20 protein-coding genes and 1 pseudogene are annotated in these 23,224 nt (G+C 71.0%); 11 read left to right on the forward strand and 10 right to left on the reverse strand.

What is annotated here, in order from left to right:
• Positions 1-16 precede the first annotated feature (16 nt).
• Positions 17-751 carry a serine/threonine protein kinase gene (locus KBX00_RS12720; protein ID WP_210826503.1) on the reverse strand — a complete coding sequence of 245 codons (735 nt, stop codon included), beginning with the start codon at positions 749-751 and terminating at the stop codon, positions 17-19.
• A 204-nt stretch (positions 752-955) separates the two neighbouring features.
• Here KBX00_RS12720 and KBX00_RS12725 point away from each other — a divergent pair, with 204 nt between their 5' ends.
• The 3 genes from KBX00_RS12725 (at position 956) to KBX00_RS12735 (ending at position 2,965) form a co-directional block, all read left to right on the forward strand.
• Positions 956-1,390: a ChaB family protein gene (locus KBX00_RS12725; protein WP_301547808.1), complete on the forward strand. Its 435-nt coding sequence runs from the start codon at positions 956-958 to the stop codon at positions 1,388-1,390.
• A gap of 119 nt (positions 1,391-1,509) precedes the next feature.
• Positions 1,510-1,926 carry a hypothetical protein gene (locus KBX00_RS12730; protein WP_210826505.1) on the forward strand — a complete coding sequence of 139 codons (417 nt, stop codon included), beginning with the start codon at positions 1,510-1,512 and terminating at the stop codon, positions 1,924-1,926.
• Between the two features lie 13 nt (positions 1,927-1,939).
• A complete protein-coding gene (locus tag KBX00_RS12735; protein WP_307868548.1) occupies positions 1,940-2,965 on the forward strand; it encodes a polyprenyl synthetase family protein in 1,026 nt (341 codons plus the stop codon).
• 8 nt (positions 2,966-2,973) lie between these two features.
• Here KBX00_RS12735 and KBX00_RS12740 read toward each other — a convergent pair whose 3' ends face one another.
• Genes KBX00_RS12740 through KBX00_RS12750 form a run of 3 tightly spaced genes read right to left on the reverse strand, consistent with a single transcriptional unit; the run spans position 2,974 to position 7,096 of the window.
• Positions 2,974-4,164: an ABC transporter substrate-binding protein gene (locus KBX00_RS12740; RefSeq protein WP_210826507.1), complete on the reverse strand. Its 1,191-nt coding sequence runs from the start codon at positions 4,162-4,164 to the stop codon at positions 2,974-2,976.
• Positions 4,161-4,565 carry a roadblock/LC7 domain-containing protein gene (locus tag KBX00_RS12745; protein ID WP_093408465.1) on the reverse strand — a complete coding sequence of 135 codons (405 nt, stop codon included), beginning with the start codon at positions 4,563-4,565 and terminating at the stop codon, positions 4,161-4,163. Before KBX00_RS12745 ends, KBX00_RS12740 begins: the two co-directional genes overlap by 4 nt.
• Before the next feature lie 38 nt (positions 4,566-4,603).
• Entirely contained in the window at positions 4,604-7,096 is a 2,493-nt protein-coding gene (locus KBX00_RS12750; protein ID WP_210826509.1) for a nitrate- and nitrite sensing domain-containing protein, read from the reverse strand.
• A gap of 324 nt (positions 7,097-7,420) precedes the next feature.
• Between KBX00_RS12750 and KBX00_RS12755 the strand changes: the two genes are divergently transcribed.
• A complete protein-coding gene (locus KBX00_RS12755) occupies positions 7,421-9,469 on the forward strand; it encodes a copper-translocating P-type ATPase (protein WP_210826512.1) in 2,049 nt (682 codons plus the stop codon).
• Positions 9,470-9,530: 61 nt separating this feature from the next.
• Positions 9,531-9,962: a DUF2000 domain-containing protein gene (locus KBX00_RS12760; RefSeq protein ID WP_210826514.1), complete on the forward strand. Its 432-nt coding sequence runs from the start codon at positions 9,531-9,533 to the stop codon at positions 9,960-9,962.
• On the opposite strand, the gene KBX00_RS12765 is transcribed toward KBX00_RS12760, so the two are convergent.
• Positions 9,937-10,758, reverse strand: a complete 822-nt coding sequence (locus tag KBX00_RS12765; protein WP_210826516.1) for an AraC family transcriptional regulator — start codon at positions 10,756-10,758, stop codon at positions 9,937-9,939. The genes KBX00_RS12760 and KBX00_RS12765 overlap by 26 nt on opposite strands.
• Before the next feature lie 129 nt (positions 10,759-10,887).
• Here KBX00_RS12765 and KBX00_RS12770 point away from each other — a divergent pair, with 129 nt between their 5' ends.
• The 3 genes from KBX00_RS12770 to KBX00_RS12780 are packed head-to-tail and all read left to right on the forward strand — an operon-like array spanning position 10,888 to position 13,345.
• Positions 10,888-11,478, forward strand: coding sequence for a copper chaperone PCu(A)C (locus KBX00_RS12770; RefSeq protein WP_210826650.1), 591 nt, complete (start codon positions 10,888-10,890; stop codon positions 11,476-11,478).
• A gap of 17 nt (positions 11,479-11,495) precedes the next feature.
• Complete coding sequence (locus tag KBX00_RS12775; protein WP_210826518.1) at positions 11,496-12,695, forward strand: Dyp-type peroxidase; 1,200 nt, start codon at positions 11,496-11,498, stop codon at positions 12,693-12,695.
• A 17-nt stretch (positions 12,696-12,712) separates the two neighbouring features.
• Positions 12,713-13,345, forward strand: coding sequence for a copper resistance CopC family protein (locus KBX00_RS12780; RefSeq protein WP_210826521.1), 633 nt, complete (start codon positions 12,713-12,715; stop codon positions 13,343-13,345).
• A gap of 29 nt (positions 13,346-13,374) precedes the next feature.
• On the opposite strand, the gene KBX00_RS12785 is transcribed toward KBX00_RS12780, so the two are convergent.
• From KBX00_RS12785 to KBX00_RS12795, 3 genes and pseudogenes are all read right to left on the reverse strand, one after another.
• The gene (locus KBX00_RS12785) at positions 13,375-14,475 is read right to left on the reverse strand and encodes an L-dopachrome tautomerase-related protein (RefSeq protein WP_210826522.1); all 1,101 of its coding nucleotides are present in this window, start codon (positions 14,473-14,475) and stop codon (positions 13,375-13,377) included.
• A gap of 143 nt (positions 14,476-14,618) precedes the next feature.
• Positions 14,619-15,794, reverse strand: a pseudogene (locus KBX00_RS12790) (ABC transporter ATP-binding protein); the annotation flags it as partial.
• A 419-nt stretch (positions 15,795-16,213) separates the two neighbouring features.
• On the reverse strand, positions 16,214-16,549 hold the full coding sequence (locus KBX00_RS12795) for a YnfA family protein (protein ID WP_210826524.1): 336 nt from the start codon (positions 16,547-16,549) through the stop codon (positions 16,214-16,216).
• Positions 16,550-16,736: 187 nt separating this feature from the next.
• Here KBX00_RS12795 and crcB (KBX00_RS12800) point away from each other — a divergent pair, with 187 nt between their 5' ends.
• Both crcB (KBX00_RS12800) and crcB (KBX00_RS12805) read left to right on the forward strand, forming a co-directional pair.
• Positions 16,737-17,213 carry a fluoride efflux transporter CrcB gene (gene crcB, locus KBX00_RS12800; protein WP_307868552.1) on the forward strand — a complete coding sequence of 159 codons (477 nt, stop codon included), beginning with the start codon at positions 16,737-16,739 and terminating at the stop codon, positions 17,211-17,213.
• Positions 17,210-17,584 (forward strand): fluoride efflux transporter CrcB, encoded by a 375-nt coding sequence (gene crcB / locus KBX00_RS12805; RefSeq protein ID WP_210826528.1) that lies wholly within the window; start codon positions 17,210-17,212, stop codon positions 17,582-17,584. Before crcB (KBX00_RS12800) ends, crcB (KBX00_RS12805) begins: the two co-directional genes overlap by 4 nt.
• A 47-nt stretch (positions 17,585-17,631) precedes the next feature.
• On the opposite strand, the gene KBX00_RS12810 is transcribed toward crcB (KBX00_RS12805), so the two are convergent.
• Positions 17,632-20,283, reverse strand: coding sequence for an HAD-IC family P-type ATPase (locus KBX00_RS12810; RefSeq protein WP_210826531.1), 2,652 nt, complete (start codon positions 20,281-20,283; stop codon positions 17,632-17,634).
• Between the two features lie 210 nt (positions 20,284-20,493).
• Complete coding sequence (locus tag KBX00_RS12815) at positions 20,494-21,285, reverse strand: potassium channel family protein (RefSeq protein ID WP_210826533.1); 792 nt, start codon at positions 21,283-21,285, stop codon at positions 20,494-20,496.
• 305 nt (positions 21,286-21,590) lie between these two features.
• Between KBX00_RS12815 and KBX00_RS12820 the strand changes: the two genes are divergently transcribed.
• The gene (locus KBX00_RS12820; protein WP_210826535.1) at positions 21,591-23,201 is read left to right on the forward strand and encodes a potassium/proton antiporter; all 1,611 of its coding nucleotides are present in this window, start codon (positions 21,591-21,593) and stop codon (positions 23,199-23,201) included.
• The last annotated feature ends 23 nt before the right edge of the window (positions 23,202-23,224 follow it).

Raw genomic sequence — 23,224 nt, forward strand, 5'->3', positions numbered from 1 at the left:
GAGGGGTGCTGGCTGGTCACGGGTTCGGCAGGGTGGTTCGCCAGGCCGCGACGAGGGCCCCCACGTCGGGATATCGGTCGGCGGGTGTGGCGGTGGCGGCTCGTGCGGCTACCTGGCGTTGAAGCTGTGAGCCACGCCAGCCGGGTGACGAGTCGAGGAGGTGGTGGATGGTACGGCCCAGGGTGTGGACGGTGGTGCGCTCGTCGATGACGGCGTCCCGGACGAACTCCTCGGGCGCCATGTAGCGACGGGATCCGGGGAGGCGGTCGGCGTCGAGGGTGAACGGACCGGGACGGTACTCGTCGAGGTCGATCAGGCGTAGTCGACGGGCGTCGAAGTCGTAGTGGAAGCAGCCGTCGTAGAGGTCTACCGCGACGTAGCCGGCGGCGGTGACCGCCACGTGCGCGTCGAGGATGGTGTCGATGGCCGTTTCGACATCGTGCAGGGGTAGCTGCTGGAACCGGTGCAGGGCGCTGCGGTCCGAGCCGTGCGTGGTGGCGTGGTTCAGCACGTCACCGTCGTGCCACGGGTAGACCAGCATCGGCCCGTCGAGAACGCGCTCGGGGCGAACGATTGCCGGGTGCCGCACCGCGGCGTGGAAGCGGACGGCCCGCAGGAGGGAATGGCGGCTCCGCGCGCTGGTGGCTGTCTTGACGAACCACCGGCGCCCGAACGCCTCGACGCCGTAGGAGACGCACCCGGAATCCTGGGCGTCGAAGACCGCGAACGCGGAGTGCAAGGGTAGTTCCACGCCCAGAACGGTAAGGCGACAGTCCGCCCTTTTCTTCGCGGGACGGCGCAGTCGGCACGGATCGAACAAGCGCGGACGTCGCCTGCTGAGAATCCGGGTGTTTCCCTCTTCACTGGCCGGGCATGCACCATTCGTTCACCTCATCGGAATTCCGGGTCCCGGCGAGGCATCCACTCCGCCGGGCGTGAGGAGAGAGGTTTGGTCATGCCCGACAAGCACGAGCAGGCCGAAGAGATGCGCGACGACGTACCGTCGACGATCGCACGTTCCGACGACAAGGCGGTCCGAACCTACAAGGAGACCCTCGAGTCGGCCGAGGAGACCTACGGAGACGGCGAGCGGGCCCACCGCACCGCGTACGCCTCGCTGAAGCACACCCACGAGAAGGTCGGCGACCACTGGGAGCCCAAGGAACACAAGGGCCCCTCGGACCCACAGGCGGCGCAGGGTACGCCCGAGTCCGCGCGGGGCCGGCGGGACACCGCCCAGGGAGTCGACGCCAACGCCAGCAAGGGCCATCTCGACGACGTCGCCCGGCGGGTCGGCATCGACCAGCCGGAGAACCTGAACAAGGACGACGAGGTGAAGGCGATCGAGAAGGCCAACGCCCGCGCCACCGCCCGGGCCCGGAAGAAGTGACGAGACCCTGCGACCGCTCCGGCTCCATGTCTGCGCCGGCACGTCGAGTCACATCACAGTGAGTCACCATTTCGACACACCTCTACCCCGGCGGGCGGCGGGTCACCAACACTTCTCCCATGGAGAGCAGTGGGCGTGAGCGCAGCGACGAGCGTTTCGAGAAGGTGGCCGAGGAGACCTCGGAGACGGTGACCCATGCGGCCAGCGTGCTGGAGGAGGAACTCGCCGCGGGCATTGCCAGCGCGCGGCGGCTGGAGGAGAAGCTGAGCGCCGACCGCAGGGTGGACCCGGAGGCGTTCGACGAGCTGGTGACGCGGGTCCGCACCGACGGGCACGCACTGATCGACACCGTGGTCGCGCAGTTGAAGACCGCCGACGACCGGCGTGGTGAGGTCATCCGTCGGTACACGTCGGACGCGCACGACGCCCTCGACGGCGTGCTCAACCTCGCGCGGCTGGTGCCGGACATGGCGAACGGGCTGGTCGACCGGCTCAAGCCGGAGGCCACGCAGAAGCCCACGCCCTCGGACAGGTAGCCGGAGCAACAGCGTGACCGACGGCCATGTCACGCAGATGCTGGAGCGCTATCGCGCCCTTGCGGTCGACGCGCTCCTCGCGGGGGTGCCGTCGGGCGGACCGCACTACCTCTACGACCTGGTGAGCGAGTACCCACGACGGTGGGGCAAGGGGCTGCGGGCCGCCCTCTGCCTCGCGGCCTGCCGGGCCTTCGGTGGCACGCGGTCGGTGGGGCTCAACGCCGCGGTGACCGTGGAACTGTTCCACAACGCGTTCCTCATTCACGACGACATCCAGGACGAGAGCGAGCAGCGGCGCGGAGCACAGACCCTGCACGGCGAGTACGGCGTCGGTGTCGCCCTCAACGTGGGGAACATGACGAACCTGCTCGCGTTGCAGCGGCTCGCCGCCAACCGCCGGGCCCTCGGCTCGGGGATCGCGTGGCGGCTGTTCGAAGAGACCCAACTCATGCTGCGTCACTCGTTGGAGGGGCAGGCGATCGAGGTCGGCTGGATCCGCGACAACGTGTGCGACCTCGACGCGGACGACTACTACCGGATGTGTCTGAAGAAGACCTCCTGGTACACCTGCATCTACCCGTGCCGTACCGGCATCCTGGTCGCGACCGGTCAACACGACGCGATCGACGTCCTCGACCGCTACGGCTGGTATCTGGGTGCCGCGTTCCAGATCCAGGACGACGCGCTCAACCTCGTGGGGGACTTCGCCCGCTACGGCAAGGAGATCGCGGGTGATCTCTGGGAGGGCAAGCGGACACTGATCCTCATCGACTTCATGCGGCGATGCACCGGTGACGAACGCGAGCGGCTGGTGGCGTTCCTGCGCCGGACCAGAACGCAGCGCACGGCCGCTGAGGTGCGCTGGCTGCACGGACGGCTGCTCGCCTACGACTGCGTCGAGTCCGCCCGCCGCAGCGCCCGTGACCTGGCCGCCGCCGCGTGGCGGGAAGGTCAGCGGGCGTTGGGGCCGGCGGCCGAGACCGAAGACGGCCGATTCCTGCTCGGCCTGCCCGAGTACGTCGTGGAACGCAGCCGGTAGCGACGGGGTCAGCCGCCGAGGGTGGCCAGTTCCGAGACGACGACGTTCGTCAGCGCCCGGCCGTCCCGGCGAACCTGGCGCAGATACCACTTCTGGATGGGCGCGTGGGTGGACTTCGCGAACTGCCAGGGACCACGGGGGCTGTTGAGCTGCCCGAGTCCGGCGATCGCGGCATTGATCTGCTCCGGGGTGGGGTTCGTACCCGCTGCGGCGATCGCCCGGTCCAGCACGGCCGCCGCGTCGTACGACGCCATCACGATCGAGGTGGGTACCCGGCCGGGGTAGGCCGCGTTCCAGGCGGCGACGAATTCCCGGTTGGCCGCGTTGTCGAGGTCGGGTGAGTAGTTCAGGCCGTTGTAGATGCCCTCGGCCGCGTCGCCCTGCTCGACCAGGCTCGCCGGCTCGGTGACGAAGCCCGCCGCGTAGAGCGGCAGGTCGGCGACGGGCGATGCGGCGTACTGCTTGACGAAGGTGATCGCGTTCTGCGCGTCGAAGAAGCAGTAGACCGCGTCGGCCCCGGACTCGGCGATCTCGTCCAGGTACGGCCCGAAGTCCTCGGTGACCGGGAACGGGCTGAAGACGGCTTTGCCGCCGGGGTTGGCCAACTGGCCACCGAGGTCGGTGAACGTGTCGACGAATCCGCGCAATTCGTCCCGGCCGCTCTGGAAGTCCGGCCCGATGGCATAGACCCGGCCCTGCCCCACCTCCTGCTTGACGAACGGTGCCATGGCCACGCCCGGCTCCACCGAGATCAGGTTGGTGTGCCAGATGTACGTCACGTCGGTAAGCGCCGGCCGCCCCAGCGCACCGACGAGCGGCACCTTGTGCTTGTCGATGAGCGGAAGGATGGCGGCGACGCTGCCGCCGTTGATGATGCCGGTGATCGCCGAGACCCGATCCTGCTCCAGCAGTTTCGTGGCGGATTCGACGGTCACGTCGCGTTCGTATCCCTCGTCGGCGACGATCAGCTCAGCTGGGTGGCCGCCCAACTGCCGGCCGCGCATGTCCAGGTAGAGCTGGAAGCCGTCGCGCAGCTCGGAGCCGGGTGCCTCAAGTGACCCGGACAGGGCGGTGATCATCCCGATTCGGATGGTCTGGCGTTGCGGTTCCGACCCGCCGTCGCAGGCGGCGGTGACGGCGACAAGTACCCCGGTCAGCAGGGCCGCGACGAGGCGACGGGTGGGGTGGCCGGCGTTCACAGCATCCCCAGCAACTGGGACCGCACCGCCGGGGTGAGCACCTCACCCATCCGGTTCGCCAGGTCGGTCATCTCGTACGAGACCTGACCCACGTCGCAGACCGGAGACGCCAGCACCAGCAGCGAGGCCCCGTCGCTGAACGACATGCAGAACATGAAGCCGCCGTCCATCTGGGTCACGTTGGAGATCACCGTTCCGGCCTGGAAGAACCGGGCGGCGCCGACCAGCAGGGCGATCAGACCGCTGCCGGTGGCGGCGAGCTGATCCGCCCGGTCGCGGGGCAGGCCGTGATTGTGTGCCAGGACCAGCCCGTCGGTGGAGATGGCCAGAGCATGACTGACCTCAGGAGTACGGCTCACGAAGTTCTGCAACAGCCAGCTCAGGTCGTTCGGGCTTGTCACGACGTCGCTCCAGATCGGGGAGGGGTGGGCGGTCAGCGTCAGAAGGAGGTGGTGGACCGGCGTCCGGCGACGCCCTTGGCGTAGGCCGACATGGCCGCCGCCACGGTGGCCGGATCCAGCTTCCGCTGCGGGTCCGCGCTCGGTTGCGGTGTATCGGGCACCAGATGGGGCTGCGGCACCCGGCGTGGCAACCCGACCTGGGTGGACGGCGCTGGAGTGGCGGTCGCCCACTTCTCACCGGCATCGACCGGCCAGATGACGGCCACCGAGTCGCCGTCGAGGGCGGTCTTGAACCAGCCGTTCACCGTCGGCCCGGCCGGCAGCCCCACCGCGGGTTGCGGCTGGGCGGCTGGCTGGAACAGCGGTGCGGGTGCGGGGGGCGCGGCGACCGAGTTGGGTGGCGCCGGGCTGCTCGCGCGTACCGCGCCGACACCGACCGGGGCTCGCCCGACGTTCGGCACGGGGTTGCCGGAGCCGGCCACAGGGAGGCTGGCGCGGGTCCCGGAGGTCATGGCGGGACGTCCCCCGGTGGCGGAGGGTCGGCCCCGGCCCAGCTCGGACTCCACCGGTAGCGGCTGCTGCACCGGCCGGCGTACGACGATCGACGCCGGCAGCGTGATCTCGGCCACCGTTCCGCCCGTCGGCCCGGGACGCAGCTCGACCCGGACGGCGTGCCGGGCGGCGAGCCGGGCGACCACGGTCAGGCCCATGGCCCGCACGCCCGACACGTCGATCGACGATGGGTTGGCGAGCGCCATGTTCAGTTGCTCGCATCGCTGGGTGGAGAGCCCGACGCCCTGGTCCACCACCTGCACGATCGCCCGGTCGGAGAGGGCGTGCCCGGTGACCAGCACCTCGGCCTCCGGCGGGGAGTATCCGGTCGCGTTGTCGAGCAGTTCGGCGACCAGGTGCACGATCTCGTCGACCGCGTTGCCGGCGATTGCCAGTTCCTTGTCCACCGTGCCGATCCGGACCCGGGTGTAGTGCTCGATCTGGGACAGCGCGGCCTGGATCACGTGGTCGAGCGGCACCGGTTCCTGGCGTACCCGGGAGATGCCGGAACCACCGAGCACCAGCAGGCTCTGGTTGATCCGGGCCATCCGGGTCGCGAGATGGTCCAGTTGGTACAGCTGCTGGAGACGTTCGGGGTCGGCCTCGTCGCGCTCCACCTCGTCGACCTGGGCGAGCATCGCGTCCACCAGCCGCTGCTCACGTCGAGAGAGATGGACGAAGATCTCCGCGACGTTGGCCCGCATCACCGCCTGTTCGCCCGCGATCCGGACCGCTTCCCGGTGCAGTGCCCGGGTCGCGGTGGCCACCTCGGCGATCTCGTCGGAACCGGTGATCCGGAACTCCGAGACGGAACGGTCCGCCACCTCGTTGGGTTGCACGCTGCCGGGAGGGGCCGCGGTGAGTTCCCGGACGACGGCCGGTAGCCGGTCGTACGCCACCTTGGTCACCGTGTTGCGCAGGGATCGCAGCCGCCGGGTGATCCGCCGAGCCACCACACCGGTCAGTACGGCGGTGAGCGCCAGGACCAGGAAGATGCCGACGCCCTGGAGCAGCGCGTTACGCAGCAGTTGTCCACGCTCGGCCGATACCCGGTCGGCGACGGTGGCATCCACGTCGCTCTGGATCCGGAACATCTGGCTGACCCAACCGTCGGTGGCCTCGACCCAGGCGTCCGGATCGACGGCGAGCCGTCCACCGGGAAGCGTCCGGCCCACCTGGTCCTGCAACCGTTGTGCGGCGACGACCTGACCATCGGTGCCGATCTGCTCCCAGCTGGCCGCCCACCCTGGTTCGGCGACGGCCAGGAAGGCGTTGGTGGCCTCGGCGTAACGAGCCTGGGCACCGACGATCTCCTGCTGCCCGGCGGGGGTCAGTTCGCCCCCGGCGAGGCTGCGCAGCACGATTACCTGAAGCTGACCGATCGCCTCGCCCGCCTCGGAGACCGCCACCGCGGCCCGGACGTCGTCGGCGATGTTCGTCGAGGTGTCGGTGGCCACCGACGCGCGGAAGGTGAGCAGGTCCGCAACGAGAATCCGGTAGCTGAAGGCGATCGCGGACAGGGTGGCGCGAGGGCTTGAGCGGACCTGCTCGCGTACCGAGCCGAGCGCCGTCAGACCGGCGTCGATCCGTTGCAGGGCCGAGTTCCCGGCCGACACCTCGGCCCGGCGTCGTTGGAACTCGACGATCTCGGCGTCGGTCTTCGCCACCTGGTCGTCGAAGGTGGCGCTGGCGGCCTGACTCTGGGTGGTCACTTCGACCGCGGCGATCACCCGTTCGGCCTGTAGGGCGCGGGCCAGCGCACCGGCCTGGGTGGAGAGTGTGACGACGTCGTGCACGGTGCCCGCGTTGAGCACCTGCCGGACCGTGCCCTCAAGGGCCAGGCCGGCGAATGCCACGACGGCGATCAATGGTACGGCGACCAGCAGCCGTAACAGGCGGACGATGCTGCCCCGGGCCAGCCATCCCCGGCGCGCTTCGGCATGGGTACGCACCGCGGCTGCCGCTGTAGCACGTGTCACCGGCGTACTCCGCCCCCTTGCCTCATCGGCGTTGATCTCAGCAGGAACCGGCACGCACGCCGGCTACATGGTGGAGGGTGGGCATGCCTGCCCATGTCAGAGCGCCATTCCTACCACGATGTATCGGTTCACCTCTAGATCCCTTATCGCCCGCCGACGGGTTGACTGACGGCTCGGACATGAACCGAAAACACGATAGCGAAACTTGTTCGACCGATCATCGTGAGCTACTGGAGGAAAGGGCGAGGCCAGATTCGGCTTGATCTTGTTATGCAGTTGCACATACCCCTGGGGGGTATAGAATAGGGGTCGGGAGGCGATGACATGTCCCACGTCGACACGAAAAACCATCCGAATCAGCACGGGCACGGCGGGCACGACAAGCACGCCGGGCACGATCCGGCGGCGTTCCGCCGCAAGTTCTGGCTCAGCCTGGCGCTGACCGTGCCGATCGTGGCCACCAGTCACATGGTGATGGACTGGTTCGGCTACGAACTGGACTTTCCCGGGATCAGCCTGGTGGGGCCGGTGCTCGGCACGGTGGTCTTCGGCTACGGGGGCTGGCCCTTCCTCCAGGGCGCGGTGCGCGAGGTCCGGGACCGGGCACCGGGGATGATGCTGCTGATCGCGATGGCGATCACGGTCGCCTACGCGGCATCGCTGGCCACCTCGTTCGGCGCCTTCGACCTGGACTTCTGGTGGGAACTCGCGGCGCTGGTGACCATCATGCTGCTCGGGCACTGGCAGGAGATGAAGGCGATCGGCCAGGCCCGGGGCGCCCTGTCGGCGCTCGCGGCGCTGCTGCCCGACGACGCCGAGCGGCTGGACCCGGACGGCGCGCCGCACCGGGTCACGGTGAGCGAACTGGGCGTCGGCGACGTGGTCCTGGTCCGTCCGGGTGCCCGGGTGCCGGCGGACGGCACCGTGGTCGACGGTCGCGCCGAGATGGACGAGTCGATGATCACGGGTGAGTCCCGGCCGGTGGCCCGCTCCACCGGCGACCGGGTGGTAGCCGGCACGGTGGCCACCGACGCGGCGCTACGGGTGCGGATCGAGGCGGTCGGCGACGACACCGCGCTGGCCGGCATCCAGCGGTTGGTGAGCGAGGCCCAGCAGTCCAGCGGCCGGGCGCAGGTGCTGGCCGACCGGTTCGCCGCCTGGCTGTTCTACATCGCCACCGCGACCGCCGTACTGACCCTCGTGGTCTGGTCCCTGCTGGGCAATGTGGACGAGGCGGTCGTGCGGACGGTGACCGTGCTGGTCATCGCCTGCCCGCACGCACTCGGGCTGGCCATTCCGCTGGTCATCGCACTGTCCACGGCGGTGGCCGCGAAGGGCGGCATCCTGGTCAAGGACCGATTGGCCCTGGAGCGGATGCGCACGGTCGACACGGTGCTGTTCGACAAGACCGGCACCCTGACCCGGGGTGAGCACGTTCTCACCGAGGTCGCCGCCGCCAGCGGCTCGACCGAACGGGACGTGCTCGCCATCGCGGCGGCGGTGGAGGCCGACAGCGAGCACCCCCTCGCCCGGGCGATCGTGACCGCCGCCGCCGACCGGGGCGGCAGCCGGGCGGCCTCCGGATTTCACGCGATGACCGGCCGGGGGGTACGCGCCGAGGTGGACGGGGTGGCCTACGCCGTCGGCGGTCCGGCGCTGCTGCGGGAACTCGACGTCACCGTTCCGGACGACCTCGACGAGCACCGGCACGACTGGTCACGTCGGGGCGCGGCAGTGCTCTACCTGCTGCGGCTCGACGACGACGCTGTCGTCCTCGGCGCCCTCGCGTTGGCCGACCAGGTTCGACCGGAGGCCCGCCAGGCCGTCGCCGAACTGCGGCAACAGGGCATCCGAAAGATCATGATGATCACCGGAGATGCGCGTCCGGTCGCCGAGGCGGTCGCCGCCGACCTCGGTTTCCGTACCGGGGAGGACGAGGTCTTCGCCGAGGTGCTACCGGCGGAGAAGGACGACACCGTGACCGGGTTGCAGCGGCGCGGGCTACGGGTCGCCATGGTGGGCGACGGGGTCAACGACGCACCCGCCCTGGCCCGGGCGAACGTCGGCATCGCGATCGGCGCCGGCACCGACGTGGCCATCGAGTCCGCCGGAGTGGTGCTCGCCTCGTCCGACCCGCGCGGCGTGAGCGGCGTGATCCGACTGTCCCAGGCCACGTACCGGAAGATGCTTCAGAACCTGGCCTGGGCCGCCGGCTACAACGTGGTCGCGCTTCCGCTCGCCGCCGGGGTCCTGGCCTGGGCCGGCGTGGCGCTGAGCCCGGCGGTCGCCGCCGTGCTGATGTCGGCCTCCACCATCGTGGTCGCGCTCAACGCCCAACTGCTGCGGCGGGTCGAACTGCGCCCGCCGGACTGAACGCCCGTCAGGGCAGTTTCGTACAAGACCCCGGCGCGGCTGCCGGCCCAGACTCGGCAGCATGGAAACCCTCACCGAGCCCGTACGCTTCGACACCAAGATCGCCGTCCTGCTCCGCGACGACCTGCCTGCCTGGCAGCGACTCAACATGACCGCGTTCCTGGTCAGCGGCATCGGTCAGGCCGCGCCCGAGGTGATCGGCCAGCCGTACGCCGACGCGGACGACACGCCCTACCTGCCCATGTTCCGTCAGCCCGTGCTGGTGTTCGCCGGTACGAAGGAGACGGTGACCGCCGCCCACCAGCGCGCCGTGACCCGCGGGCTACCCCTGGCCGTCTTCACCTCGGACCTGTTCCGGACCGGGAACGACCGGGACAACCGGGCGGCGGTTCGCGCCGTCGGCCGTGACCACCTCGACCTCACCGGGCTGGCCGTGTACGGTCCGAAGAACGCCGTGGACAAGATCCTCAAAGGTGCCCGGATGCACCCGTGACCCGGCGGTGGCGGGTGTACTGGCCGGGAGTGAAGCCGAGAATCCGCTTGAAGTGCCGACTCAGATGCGGCTGGTCATGGAAGCCGGCCGTGGCGGCTGCCTCCCCAGCCGGTACACCCTCGCGCAGCAGTCGTCGGGCGAGATCCACCCGTCGGGAGATCAGATACTGGTGCGGGCCGATACCGAAGGCCGCGGAGAAGGCCCGCACGAGGTGGGTCGGGTGGGCGTGCAGCAGACCGGCGGCCTCCGCCAGGGTCAGTCCCACCACGAAGCGCTCGTCGAGCAGGTCACGTAGCCGCTGGGCGATCCGTGGATCCCGCAGCGACGTGACCACGGGGGTACGGCGGGCCAGTCGCGCCCGCAGCCGCTCGACAACGAGTGCGAGATGCACTTCGGCGGCGAACTCGTCACCCGCCTCGGCCAGCCGTGCGTGCAGCAGATCGATCCGCCGCCGCAGGGCTTCGTCGTCGAAGGTCGGCCGGTCCACCGCCCGACCGGCCAGGCGTTCGTCGAGCTGCCCGAGGTCGAGATAGAGCACCCGTTTGCGGAACCCCTGCGCGGTGACCGGGGAGCCGTTGTGCGCCACGTTCGGCGGCAGCAACGTGACGACCTGCCGGAACGCGCCGTGCTCGTGGCGATCCAGGTCGTACCGGACGACTCCCTCGTCGACCACGAGCAGCGCCCAGCTGTCATGGGTGTGCATCGGGTAGGCGTGGTCGGTGAACCGCGCGTGCAGCACCTCCGTGATCCCGCTGACCGCGGGGGACCACGCCCGTACCTGCTGTCGCCGGGACACGGCGGAACTGTAGCCGCTCTGCTGGCGGCTACCACCAGAGCGCAAGTGACCAGGGCAACTGCGGCGGGTGGAACTTCCGGGCGGCACCGGACGACAAACCTCATGACATCGATCTTCGAGGGGAAACTAATGCCCAGCGTCCTGCCTCGCCGGTTCCTGCGCCCGGCGGCCCTGTTCACCGGGACCGCGCTCGTCGTGTCCCTGGCCGCCTGCGCGTCGTCCGAGGACGCGTCGACCGCGCCCACGCCGTCCGCCACCGCGTCCAGCGCAGCCACCGTCGAGGCGGGCGTGCTGGGTGTACGGGATCCGTGGGTGAAGGCCGCGGACGAGGGGATGACGGCGGCGTTCGCCACGCTTGTCAACGACAGCGACACCGACGTCACGATCACCGGTGCCGCCACGGACGTGTCGCCGATGGAGTTGCACGAGATGGCCATGACGGACGGCAAGATGGTGATGCGGGCCAAGCAGGACGGCGTGGTGATCAAGGCCAAGAGCGAGTACAAGCTGGAACCGGGCGGCGACCACCTGATGCTGATGGACCTCGCCAAGCCGGTGCGGGCCGGTGACGAGCTGTCCTTCACCCTGACCTTCGCCGACGGGCGCAGCCAGACGTTCCGCGCGGTGGCCAAGCCGTTCGCCGGGGCCCAGGAGAGCTACGCCCCCGGGCACGGCGAGCCGATGCCGGACATGTCGACGAGCCCCAGCCCGGCACCGTGAGTCCCACCGGCCGACCGGTGAGCCGACGGGGCCTGCTCACCGGCGGCGCGCTGGCGGCGGGTGGCACGGTGGTCGGCGCCGCCACGGTGGCCGCCACCCGCAGCGAGCCGGCCGGACGCCCGCCGGAACGTACGCCGGTGGCGGGGGTCGGCGAGGCGGTCGAACCGTTCCACGGCGTACGGCAGGCGGGGATCGTCAACGAGCCACAGGCGCATGCCGCGTTCGTCGCCTTCACCCTGCGCCCGGGAAGCGACCGGGCCTCCCTCGGGCGGCTGCTGCGGCTGCTCTCCGACGACGCCGCGCGGCTCACCCAGGGCCGACCCGCGCTCGCCGACACCGAACCCGAACTGGGGCTGCTGCCGGCCCGGCTCACCGTCACCTTCGGTTTTGGCCCGGGCCTCTACGCCGCCGCCGGTCTCGACGACCGCCGTCCGCCCTCCGTGGTCGACCTGCCCCCGTTCCGCATCGACCGGCTGCAACCACGCTGGTCGGGTGGGGATCTGCTGGTGCAGATCTGCGCCGACGACCCGATCACCGTCGCGCACGCCCAGCGGGTGCTGGTCAAGGACAGTCGACCGTTCGCCACCGTGCGCTGGGTGCAGCAGGGTTTCCGGCGGGCGGCCGGCGCCGAGCCGGACCGGACCCAACGCAACCTCTTCGGCCAGCTCGACGGCACCGCCAATCCGAAGCCGGGTACGCCGGTGGAGACGGCGGTCTGGATCGCCGACGGGCCGGACTGGTTACGCGACGGCACCACGCTTGTGGTGCGGCGGATCAGCATGAACCTGGAGGCCTGGGATCTGCTCGGCCGCACCGACCGGGAACTGGCCGTCGGCCGGCGGCTGGACAGCGGTGCCCCGCTGACCGGTACGCGCGAGCACGACGAGCCCGACTTCGCCGCCCTCGGTCCCGACGGGCTGACGGTCATCCCGGATTTCTCGCACCTCACCCGGGCACACGTCACCGACGATCGGTTCCGGATTCTGCGCCGTCCCTACAACTACGACGGGGTGCCCGCCGCCGACGGCACCGCGGACAGTGGGCTGATCTTCGCGGCGTACCAGGCGGACATCGCCACCCAGTTCCTACCCATCCAGCGACGGCTCGCCGAGCAGGACCTGCTCAACGAGTGGACCACCCCGATCGGCTCCGCCGTCTTCGCCGTCCCACCCGGCTGCCCGGAGGGTGGTTGGGTCGGTCAACAACTGCTCGACTGACGAGGAGAATGACCGCCATGTCCCAACGCCTCCGCCGGCCGCTCGCCGCCGCCCTCGCCGCCACGCTGGCCGCCGCCGCCCTGCTGGTCGGGCCGGTCTCCCCGGCGTACGCCCACAACGCGCTCCGCAAGGCCACTCCCGCGCAGGACGCCGAGCTGAAGAAGGCTCCGACCAGGATCACCCTGGAGTTCCTACAGAAGCTGAACCCGTCGTTCACCACAATCACCCTCAGCGACGCCGACAAGCAGCAGGTGGCCACAAGCGAACCGAAGGTCAGCGGCACCAAGGGAACGGTCACCATCGATCAGTCGCTGGCCAACGGCGTCTACACCGTCGCGTACCGGGTGGTCTCGACCGACGGGCACCCGGTGCAGGCGTCGTACAAGTTCACCGTCGCCGACCCGACGGCCACCGCCGACCCGAGCCCTAGCCCCACGGCGAGCGAGCCGGCATCGAGCCCGTCGGCGAGCCCGAGCGCCGAACCGACCGCCTCCGCCGCAGCTGCCAGCCCGGCCGCGAGCAGTTCCTCCGGCGGTCCCGGCACGGCGGTGCTGCTGGCCGGCGGCGGGATTCTGCTGGCCCTGGTGGCCGGCGCGGTGGTGCTCCTGCTGCGCCGCCGGTCCGCCACCGGAGGCGACCCGGCGCGGTGAGCCGGGCCGGTGCTGCCGCCCGGCGAAGTTCAGCGCAGCAGCACCGGTCCGGCGTCGATCCGGGTCCGGAACAGCGCGTACGGCTTACGACGCAGGTCCCGGCCCTGCTGGAAGCTGGGCTGCCGGTGCAGCTGGTTCGCGGTCACGTAGAGGTGCCCGTCCAGCGCCACCGACAGGGTGTCCGGCCAGAGCAGCCGAGGATCGTGGACGACCGTTTCGTACTCACCGTCCGGTCGCCGTCGCAGCACCGCGTTGTGCTCGTACGCCGTGAGATAGATCCGCCCGGCGTCGTCGGTCTCCAGGCCGTCCGAGCCGGTGCCCTTGTCGCCCTCGTGGACCACCGTCGCGGCGACCTCGTCCGCGCTGGCGGAGACGTCGCTGAGCGCGTCGGTGGCCACGCTGTACCACTGGCGCGAGGCCAACGGACAGTAGTAGAGCCGGGAACCGTCGACGGAGATGGCGATCCCGTCCGCGCCGATCGTCAACGGACCCGGCGGCCCGTCGGCCGGTCGTTGCAGAAGCGGTCTGCCCTCCACCACCGGCCGGCAGCGGGACAGTGGCTCCGGCTTGGTCGAGGGATGGTCGTGCAGCCGTCGCCAGGAGGCACCGCTGGCCAGGTCGACCACGATGATCCCGTTCGGCCCGGCCACCGCGGAATCGGTGACGTACGCGAGCCCCGCCTCGCCGCGCCGCAGGTCGAAGCGCACGTCGTTGAGGTAGGAGGTGGGCAGCGCCACGTCGGGTGGAAAGGTGATCACCTGCGCCACGGTCCCGCTGACCAGGTCGATCCGGACCAGTTTGGGGCCGCCCGGTCGAGTCGGCTGAAACTTCGGGCTGCCGGTGTCGAGCACCCAGAGCCGGTCGACGGGGTCGACCACGACGCTCTGCACCGAGACGAAGGCACCCGGGTCGTCGTCGCCGGCCGGCCGGTTCCACCGCTCGTCCGGGTACGGCACCTCGGCGCCGTCGCGCAGCTCGACCACGGTGGCAGGCACCTCGTCGCCCCAGCGGGGAAAGTTGACGAAGATCCGGCCGGTGTGCGAGACGCTGACCCCGGTGGGCATGGGCCCGGTGAAGGCGTGCACCAGTTCCAATTCGCCGACGGGCTCGTCGGACACGGGCTCGCTCATCCGCTGCTCCTGCCGTCGGGCCACGTTTCGTCCGACCCGTGCCCGGGTCTCTTACCCGACGCGGCCTGGGCAACCCCCGTTCCCGTCGTCGGACGACGCAAACGTGACGGCACTGCTTCTCCGCCCGACCCGCAGGGCGGGTGTCAGCCAGCGGCCGGGTGCGGATGCTGCCGGGGCGCGGGTAGGCGGTCGGTGTCCGCGTAGCCGGCGGCCTGGAGGGTGAACAGCTCGGCGTACCGGCCACCGGAGGCGACGAGCTCGTCGTGGGTGCCCTGCTCGATCAGACGACCGTGATGCAGCACGAAGATCCGGTCGGCGTGCCGGACGTTGGCCAGCCGGTGCGTGATCAGGATGGTGGTGGCCCGGCCGCGCCGGTCGCGGATGGCCTGGAACAGCGCGTCCTCGGCCCGCGGATCGAGCGCCGAGGACGGCTCGTCCATCACCAGCAGCTCGGCGTCGCGGAGGAAACCGCGAGCCGCGGTGATCCGCTGCCACTGCCCGCCGGAGAGATCCTGTCCCTTCGCGAAGGTACGGTCGAGCAGCGTCTCGTACCCGTGCGGCAGCTCGCGGATCATCTCGTCGGCGACCGCCCGGGCGGCGGCGGCCTCGATCCGGTCCTGCCGGGCCTCGGTGTCGATGTCCCCGATGGCGATGTTCGTGGCGGCGGTGAACGGCCACTTGTGGTACTCCTGAGTGACCACGGCGATGCGACCACGCAACTCGTCGCGGTCCAGCTCGGACAGGGGCCGCCCGTTCCACCGGATCACCCCGTCGCTGGGCGTACGCAGGGCCGCGATCATCGCGGCCAGGCTGCTCTTGCCGGAACCGTTCTCCCCGACGAAGGCCACCGTCTGCCCCGCCTCGACGGTCAACGTCACACGATCCACCGCCGGGCTGTCGCGATCCGGGTAACGCAAGCTCACCGCCTCCACGGTCAGCACCCGCAGCCGGTCGGGTGCCGCCACGACCGCCTGCTCCGGCAGGTAGGTGGCGGCCCGGGTCATGAACCCCGTGTAGTCGCGGAAGTGCTGGCCCTCGGTATAGACGCGGTCCATCTGAAAGGTCACCACGGCCAGCGAACGCTGCGCCGCCTGCACCGCGATCACACAGGTCGCCGCCGCCGCGAGCGGGATCTGTCCGTCGATGAGCAGCAGGCCGAGCAGCACGTAGACCACGGCGGTGGCGACGCCCCCGATCACCGAGCCCACCGTGACCGTCGTGGTCACCCGGCGCGCCAGGGCCAGCTCGATGTCGGTCTCCACCGCCATCACCCGGTCGTACTGGTCCAGCAGGAACCGGCGCAGGCCGTACGAGCGCAGCGCGGCCACCACCTTCTCCCCGGTCGGCCCGCCAGCTGATCCGCAGGGCCGCCCAGATCAGCCGGGGCAGTTCGGCGAAGACGGCGAGCAGACCGGCCTGGGTCCGCGCCCGCATCCCCGTCTCCCACCACATGGCCCGCAGCTCGGGGAGCACCGACTCCCCGGCAGACGGCCCGGCCTGCTCCGCTCGGTCACGACGCCGGGTCGACGTGGCGGCCATCGGGGTACCTCCTCGGGGTCGGCGACCTGTGGCCGGCACCCCTCCGAACGGTGGCACCGCCGAGGCGCGGAACCGCCGGCCTAGCCAAGAGCGACCGACCAGCTACTTATAGTCACCGTTCACGCACCGGTGGTCCAGCCCTGTGGGCGCGGCGAATCGCCCGACCGGGGCACCAGGTCCGGTCCGGGGTGGTGCGGGGTCAGGCGCTGCGTGGGGCGTACATGATGACCGCGACGCCGAGCAGGCAGATCGCGGCGCCGGTGAGATCCCACCGGTCGGGGCGGAAGCCGTCGAAGACCATCCCCCAGGCGAGCGAGCCGGCGACGAAAACCCCGCCGTACGCGGCCAGGATGCGGCCGAAGTTCGGGTCGGGCTGAAACGTGGCGACGAAGCCGTACGCGCCGAGGGCGAGCACCCCGGCGGCGACGAACCACAGCCCCCGATGCTCCCGCCAGCCCTGCCACACCAGCCACGCCCCGCCGATCTCGGCGGTCGCGGCCAGGACGAACAGCAGCACGGAACGCAGCACGGTCACCCGGCGCACCCTACCGCCGCCGGCTGGCCGCGCCTCGGTTGACGTCGGGATGGCGGCGTTATCCTCTGCACGGGGGCACCCGCCGGAGGAGATGCCTGTGGCGGTGGGGCCCGCCACCGGTGCCGGCGCCGGGCAACCACCGCCAACGGTCCCTGCCAGGGCCCACGCCTACCGGTAGGGGGTGACCGTGGGAGCACAGCGACCGCCCGTCGATCCCGATGTCGATCTCAGTCTGCCGCGCCAGCGCGCGGAACTGCGGGGCGGGACCGCAGGCCTGCTCGCCACGATCGCGGTCGGCGGGATGGTCGGCGCGGTGGCGCGATACGGGCTTACCGTGGCCCTTCCGCACCCGGCGCACGGCTTTCCCTGGGCCACCTTCGCCGTCAACGTCGCCGGCTGCCTGCTGATCGGGGTACTGATGGTGCTGATCACCGAGGTGTGGACCGCGCATCGACTGGTCCGGCCCTTCCTCGGCGTCGGCGTGCTCGGTGGCTTCACCACCTTTTCGACGTATGCCGTGGAGGTGCAGCAGGCGGTGGCGGCTGGCGCGGCGCGGGTCGGCCTGCTGTATCTCGCCGTGACCCTCGTCGCCGCCCTCGCCGCCGTCCGGCTGGGCATCACCGTGACCCGGCTGGCGGCCAGCGTGGACCGGAGCGCCGGATGACCGTCATCCTGGTGGCACTCGGCGCCGCTGTCGGCGCGCCGCTGCGCTACCTCGTCGACCGGGCGGTGCAGGCACGTCACGACTCCGTCCTTCCGTGGGGCACCCTCGTGGTCAACGTGGTCGGGTCGTTTCTTCTCGGCGTCCTGATCGGTGGTGCCGCCGTGGGCGCGGTGCCCGGTTCCCTGGTCGCCCTGCTCGGCGTCGGTCTGTGCGGTGCGCTGACCACCTACTCGACCTTCGGCTACGAGACGGTCCGGCTCTTCGAGGACGGTGCCCGACTCCCCGCACTGATCAACGCCGCAGTCAGCGTCGGCGCCGCGCTGGGTGCCGCGTTCGTCGGGGTCACCCTCGCCGAGGCGCTGTGGGCCTGAACACCGCGCGTTCTCGGGATGGCCGGGAGCATGCCCGGGTCTGACCCTCAGCCGAGATTGTGGCGCAGTCGCTTGTCGACAGCGACCACAACGGCGGCGACGGCCCCCACGGCCAGGATGCGCAACCACACTTCCGGCCCGATCGGTGCCGTACCGAAGGTCGTGTTCATCGGCGGCAGGTACGTGATCGCGAGCTGGAGCAGCGCCTGCGCGGCGACGCCGAGCAGCAGCAGGCGGTTGGTGAAGAAGCCGATCCGCCATGCCGACCGGGTCAGCGACCGGCAGCTGAACAGGTAGAACGTCTCGACCACGACAAAGACGTTCATGGCGGCGGTACGCGCCTGCGCGACATCTGCACCGTTCGAGTACTCCCACTGGAACACCCACCACGCGCCGGCGACCAGCAACGCGGCCACCAGCAGGATCCGGATCACCAGGGCACCGGTCAGCAGCGGCCGGGCCGGGTCACGGGGCGGCCGTCGCATGATGCCACGCTCCTTCGGCTCGAAGGCCAGCATCAGGCCGAGCAGAACCGCGGTGGTCATGTTGATCCAGAGAATCTGGGTGGGCAGCAGCGGCAGGGTGGCACCCAGCACGATGGCGACCAGCACCACCAGCCCTTCGCCGAGGTTCGTCGGCAGCGTCCAGACGATGAACTTGGTGATGTTGTCGAAGACCCCGCGGCCCTCCTCCACCGCGGCCTCGATGGTGGCGAAGTCGTCATCGGTGAGGACCATGTCGGCGGCTTCCTTGGCCACCTCGGTCCCGGAACGGGCCATGGCGATACCGATGTTCGCCTGCCGCAACGCGGGGGCGTCGTTGACGCCGTCGCCGGTCACCGCCACCACGTGGCCGCGTTGCTGAAGCGTCTCGACCAGCCGGAGTTTCTGTTCCGGGGAGACCCGGGCGAAGACGGCGGCCCGGTCCACCGCCTCGGCGAACCCCTCGGCAGGCAACTCGTCGAGATCCGTGCCGGTGACCACGCGGTCCGGCCGGTCGGCGTCGAGCAGCCCGAGCTGGCGGGCGATGGCGCCGGCCGTCGCCGCATGGTCCCCTGTGATCATCTTGACGTCGATACCGGCCGTGTGGCAAGCCCGCACCGCCGGGGCTGCCGCGCTGCGGGGCGGGTCGAGCATCGCCTGCAATCCGGTCAGGATCAGGGTGCCGGGCAGCGCGACCTCGTCGAAGCCGTCGTCCGCGCCGTCCGGCGGTCGCACGGCGGTAGCGAGCACCCGCAACCCCCGGCCAGCCAGCTCCTCGGCCGCCCGCAGGGCAGCCTCGGCGCGGAGCGGGCGGATCTCCCCGTCGACGCCCATCTCGCCCCGGCACATCGACACGATCCGCTCGACACCCCCCTTGGCCAGGACCACCGTCCGGCCGGTGGCCCGCTCGTCGTGCAGCGTCGCCATGTACTGCCGCTTCGAGTCGAAGGGGATGGTGTCCCGGCGCGGATAGTCCGCCGAGAGCCGACCGGGGTCGATCCCCACCTTGGCCGCGACCACCTGCATCGCGCCCTCGGTCGGATCACCGGCCAGCAGCCACTCGCCGTCCTGCTCCCGTACCCGCGCGTCGTTGCATCCGGCGCCGGCCAGCAGGGACCAGCGCAGCGCCTCGCCGCCCCGGCCGTCGTCGCGGACCTCCCCGTCCGGCCGGTAACCGGACCCGGTCACCTCGAACCCGGCGTCCGGGGTCCACAGCGCCCGGACCGTCATCTGGTTCTCGGTCAGGGTGCCGGTCTTGTCGGAGCAGACGACGGTCGTGCTGCCCAGGGTCTCGATCGCCGGGAGCCGACGGACCACCGCCCGTCGACGGGCCATCCGGGTCACCCCGATCGCCAGGGTGATCGTGACCGCCGCCGGCAGCCCTTCGGGGATCGCACCGACGGCGAGCGCCACGGCCGCCGTGAACGTCTCGACCACGTCCTGGCCACGAAGCAGGCCGACCGCGAACGTCAACACCGCGAGCACCAGGATGATCACGGTCAGCACCTTGCTGAACCGGGCCAGCTTGCGGGTGAGCGGGGTGGCGAGCGCCTCCGCCGCGCCGACCAGGCGGTGGATCTGACCGAGTTCGGTCTCGGCTCCGGTGGCCACCGCGATACCGGCACCGCCGCCCGCCGCGATGAGCGTGCCCGACCAGACCATGTTGCGCCGGTCGGCCACCGGGGTGCCCACCGGCAGTTCCGCCTCCAGCTTGTCCACCGGCACGGATTCGCCCGTCAGCGCCGATTCGTCGACCCGCAGCTCGGCCAGCCGGACCAACCGCAGATCCACCGGCACCTTGTCGCCCGCCTCCAGCACCACCAGATCGCCGGGGACCAGGTCGTCGGAGGAGATCGCCCGCCGCTCGCCGTCGCGGATCACGCGCGCCTCGGTACGCACCATCGAGCGCAGACTGTCCAGGGCCGCCTCGGCCCGCGACTCCTGGGCGTACCCGATCGCGGCGTTGATCAGCACCACCGCGAAGATCACCGCCGAGTCGACGTACTCCCCGAGGACCGCGGTGACCACGCCGGCCGCAATCAGCACGTAGATGAGCGGGTTGTGGAACTGCCGCAGAATCCGGCGCAGCAGTCCGCCACCACCGGCGGCGGGCAGCACGTTCGGCCCGTAGCGCGCCAGCCGCCGGGCGGCCTCGGCACCGCTGAGGCCACGCTGCGGATCCGTCTCCAGCAGCAGCACCACCTCGTGGGCGGACATGCCGTGGTGTTCGTCGGACCGCGACGTCCCAGCTGACTGTTCGAGCGTCACCGTCACCCCGCCGACGATCAGAAGACCGGATCCGCGGCCGCCGGCCCGGGTCGCCGCCGGCGTCCCGGCGGCCGGCCGGACGCCGCGCCCACCATCTTGCGGGACAGACTCCGTCCGGCAGGCCGGAACGCCCGATCACGCACCGGCCGCCGGCAGCGTTCAGTCGGCGGGCCGCTCGGCGTGGTCGGGGTCGAGGCGCCCGCCGGTGCGCTCGGCCAAATCGGGATCGAGACGCCGCCGCAGGGCGGCGATCTCGGCGCGCAGGGCCGCCACGTCGTCGCCGGTGACCTCCGCCGGCTTGTCGGCGGAGGCCGAGACGCGGTCGACGATCCAGGTCGCCAGCGACCCCGTGACGAAACCGATCAGACCGATCCCACCGATCATCAGACCGAGGGCGACGAACCGGCCTGCGGTGGTCACCGGATAGAAATCGCCGTAGCCGACGGTGGTGATGGTGACCGTCGACCACCACAACGCGTCGTCGAAGGCGGTGATGTTGGCGTCCGGTGCGAGTCGTTCGGCGTCCAGCACGGCCAGCGCGGAGACCAGCACCAGCAGCGCCGTGGTGGCGGCGACGTAGACGGCCAGCCGGCCACGCGCCCACACCTCGGTGCGGCGGTTGATGGTCAGCACCACCATGACCAGGCGTACCGCGCGTAGTGGTCGCAGCATCGGCAACGTCAGCACCACGAGGTCGAACAGGTGCTCCCGGAGGAATCTCCGCCGGTTCGTGGCCAGCCGCAGCCGGACGAGGATGTCGGCCCAGAACAGCACCCAGACGACGACCGTCGTGGCGGCGCAGGCGGCCCGCCACTGCGGGCTGAGGCCCGGATCGAGGATCGGTACCGCGTACACCACCAGGAACACCACGGACAGTACGGTGAGCGGTGCGGCGCTGACCCGCTCCCACGCCTCCAGCCGATCGGTCTGCGCTGCTGTCCCGCCGCTCATGAGCCGGCTCCCGTCTCCGTTGTCGTACGCGTGACCGAGCCATGGTCGCGCAGGCGGCAACGACACCGACAAGCGGTCCACCGGCCGACCGGGCGGTGATTCACCGTCACGCTCAGCGTTCGGCGACTGTCCGCCCGGTAACGTGAGCGGGGGGACACACCATGGCACGGGTCGTTACCTGGTCGACAGGGCCGGGCGGCGACGGCTGTGCGTCCGTGGGGGCGGGCGGTGGCGTTGTACCCGCACCGGACGCGAGCGTGAGGGGGCGGAAGCATGGGTCGACGGCGGCTGGGACGGGTTCCGGGATGACCCTGCAACAGGTCTACCTGCTGATGATCGCCGCAGCGGCGACGGTCCTGGTCAGCGTCACCGCCGCCCGGCTGGCCACCCGGGTCGGCGTGCCGATGCTGCTGGCGTACCTCGGCATCGGGCTGCTGCTCGGCGAGAACGGGCTCGGTCTGCGCTTCGACGACGCCGCCCTGGCACAGGCCCTGGGCACGGCAGCGCTCGCGGTGATCCTGGTGGAGGGTGGCCTGACCACCCGGTTCTCCGACATCCGGCCGGTGCTGGCACCGGCGACCGCGCTCGCCACCGCCGGGGTGCTGATAAGTGTCGGGGTCACCGCTCTCGGTGCTTATCTGCTGCTCGACGTCTCGTGGCAGTTGGCCCTGCTGCTGGGTGCGGTGGTGTCCTCCACCGACGCGGCGGCGGTCTTCTCGGTGCTGCGTACGCTGCCGCTGCCCCGGCGGCTGGCCGGGCTGGTCGAGGCCGAGTCGGGGCTGAACGACGCGCCCACCGTCATCCTGGTCCTCGCCCTGAGCGCCACCGGGCTGACCGTGACCAGTCCGCTGGAACTGCTGGTCCAGATGATCTACCAGCTCGGCGTCGGTGGTGCGAGCGGCATCGTGATCGGGATCGCCGGTGTGTGGTTCCTGCGTCGGCTCACCCTGCCCGCCTCGGGTCTCTACCCGATCGCCACCTTCTCCTGCGGCATCCTGGCCTTCGCCGCTGCCGGGCTCGCTCAGGCCAGCGGTTTCCTCGCCGCATACCTTGCCGCGTTGATCCTGGGCAACGCCCGGCTGGCGCACCGCCGGGCCACCGTGTCGGTGGCCGAGGGACTCGGCTGGATCGCGCAGATCGGCCTGTTCGTCATGCTCGGCCTGTTGGCCAATCCCAGCGAGCTGCCCGCCGCGATCCTGCCCGCGCTCGCCGTCGGCCTGGTGCTGCTGCTGCTCGCCCGACCGATGTCGGTGCTGATCACCCTGCTGCCGTTCCGGATTCCGCTCCGCGAACAGGTGCTGCTGTCCTGGGCGGGGCTGCGTGGTGCCGTACCCATCGTGCTGGCCACCATCCCCGTCGTGGCCGGGGTCGGTGGCAGCGGGCAGCTGTTCAACATCGTGTTCGTGCTGGTGGTGGTGTTCACGCTGGTCCAGGCTCCGACGCTGCCGTGGCTGGCCAAGCGACTGCGGCTCAGCTCGGCCGGGATCGGCCCGGACCTTCAGGTCGAGTCCGCGCCGCTGGACGCCATCGACGCGGACCTGCTGCACCTCACCGTGGAGGCCGACTCCCGGATGCACGGCGTGCACATCCGCGAACTACGGCTGCCTCCGCCGGCCGCGATCACCCTCGTGGTCCGCGACGGCACCGCCTTCGTACCCGAGTCGGGCACCCGACTACGCCGTGGTGATCAGTTGCTGGTGGTCACCACGTCACACGTCCGGGACCGTGCGGAACGCCGGCTGCGGGCGGTCGCCCGGGCCGGACGGCTGGCCCACTGGCGCGGCGAGACCGGCGACCCGGAGCGACCGGCCAGAATTCGGCGCCACCCGGAAGTCCGCACGGCTCCCCCGCCCACCGCACCACCGCCGGACACCGGCGACGAATCACCGTCGGTCCTCGTCCAGTCGCCTGGTTGAGCGCCCGGCTAGGGCATTGACAC

Source organism: Micromonospora sp. C95, from assembly GCF_018070465.1.
GTDB lineage: Bacteria > Actinomycetota > Actinomycetes > Mycobacteriales > Micromonosporaceae > Micromonospora.

Coding starts and splice junctions, on each gene's coding strand:
- KBX00_RS12755 (WP_210826512.1), top strand. CDS start 7,421: ATGTCCCACGTCGACACGAAAAACCATCCGAATCAGCACGGGCACGGC.
- KBX00_RS12780 (WP_210826521.1), top strand. CDS start 12,713: ATGTCCCAACGCCTCCGCCGGCCGCTCGCCGCCGCCCTCGCCGCCACG.
- KBX00_RS12820 (WP_210826535.1), top strand. CDS start 21,591: ATGACCCTGCAACAGGTCTACCTGCTGATGATCGCCGCAGCGGCGACG.
- KBX00_RS12810 (WP_210826531.1), bottom strand. CDS start 20,283: ATGTCCGCCCACGAGGTGGTGCTGCTGCTGGAGACGGATCCGCAGCGT.
- crcB (WP_210826528.1), top strand. CDS start 17,210: ATGACCGTCATCCTGGTGGCACTCGGCGCCGCTGTCGGCGCGCCGCTG.
- KBX00_RS12815 (WP_210826533.1), bottom strand. CDS start 21,285: ATGAGCGGCGGGACAGCAGCGCAGACCGATCGGCTGGAGGCGTGGGAG.
- KBX00_RS12785 (WP_210826522.1), bottom strand. CDS start 14,475: ATGAGCGAGCCCGTGTCCGACGAGCCCGTCGGCGAATTGGAACTGGTG.
- KBX00_RS12725 (WP_301547808.1), top strand. CDS start 956: ATGCCCGACAAGCACGAGCAGGCCGAAGAGATGCGCGACGACGTACCG.
- KBX00_RS12770 (WP_210826650.1), top strand. CDS start 10,888: ATGCCCAGCGTCCTGCCTCGCCGGTTCCTGCGCCCGGCGGCCCTGTTC.
- KBX00_RS12760 (WP_210826514.1), top strand. CDS start 9,531: ATGGAAACCCTCACCGAGCCCGTACGCTTCGACACCAAGATCGCCGTC.
- KBX00_RS12730 (WP_210826505.1), top strand. CDS start 1,510: ATGGAGAGCAGTGGGCGTGAGCGCAGCGACGAGCGTTTCGAGAAGGTG.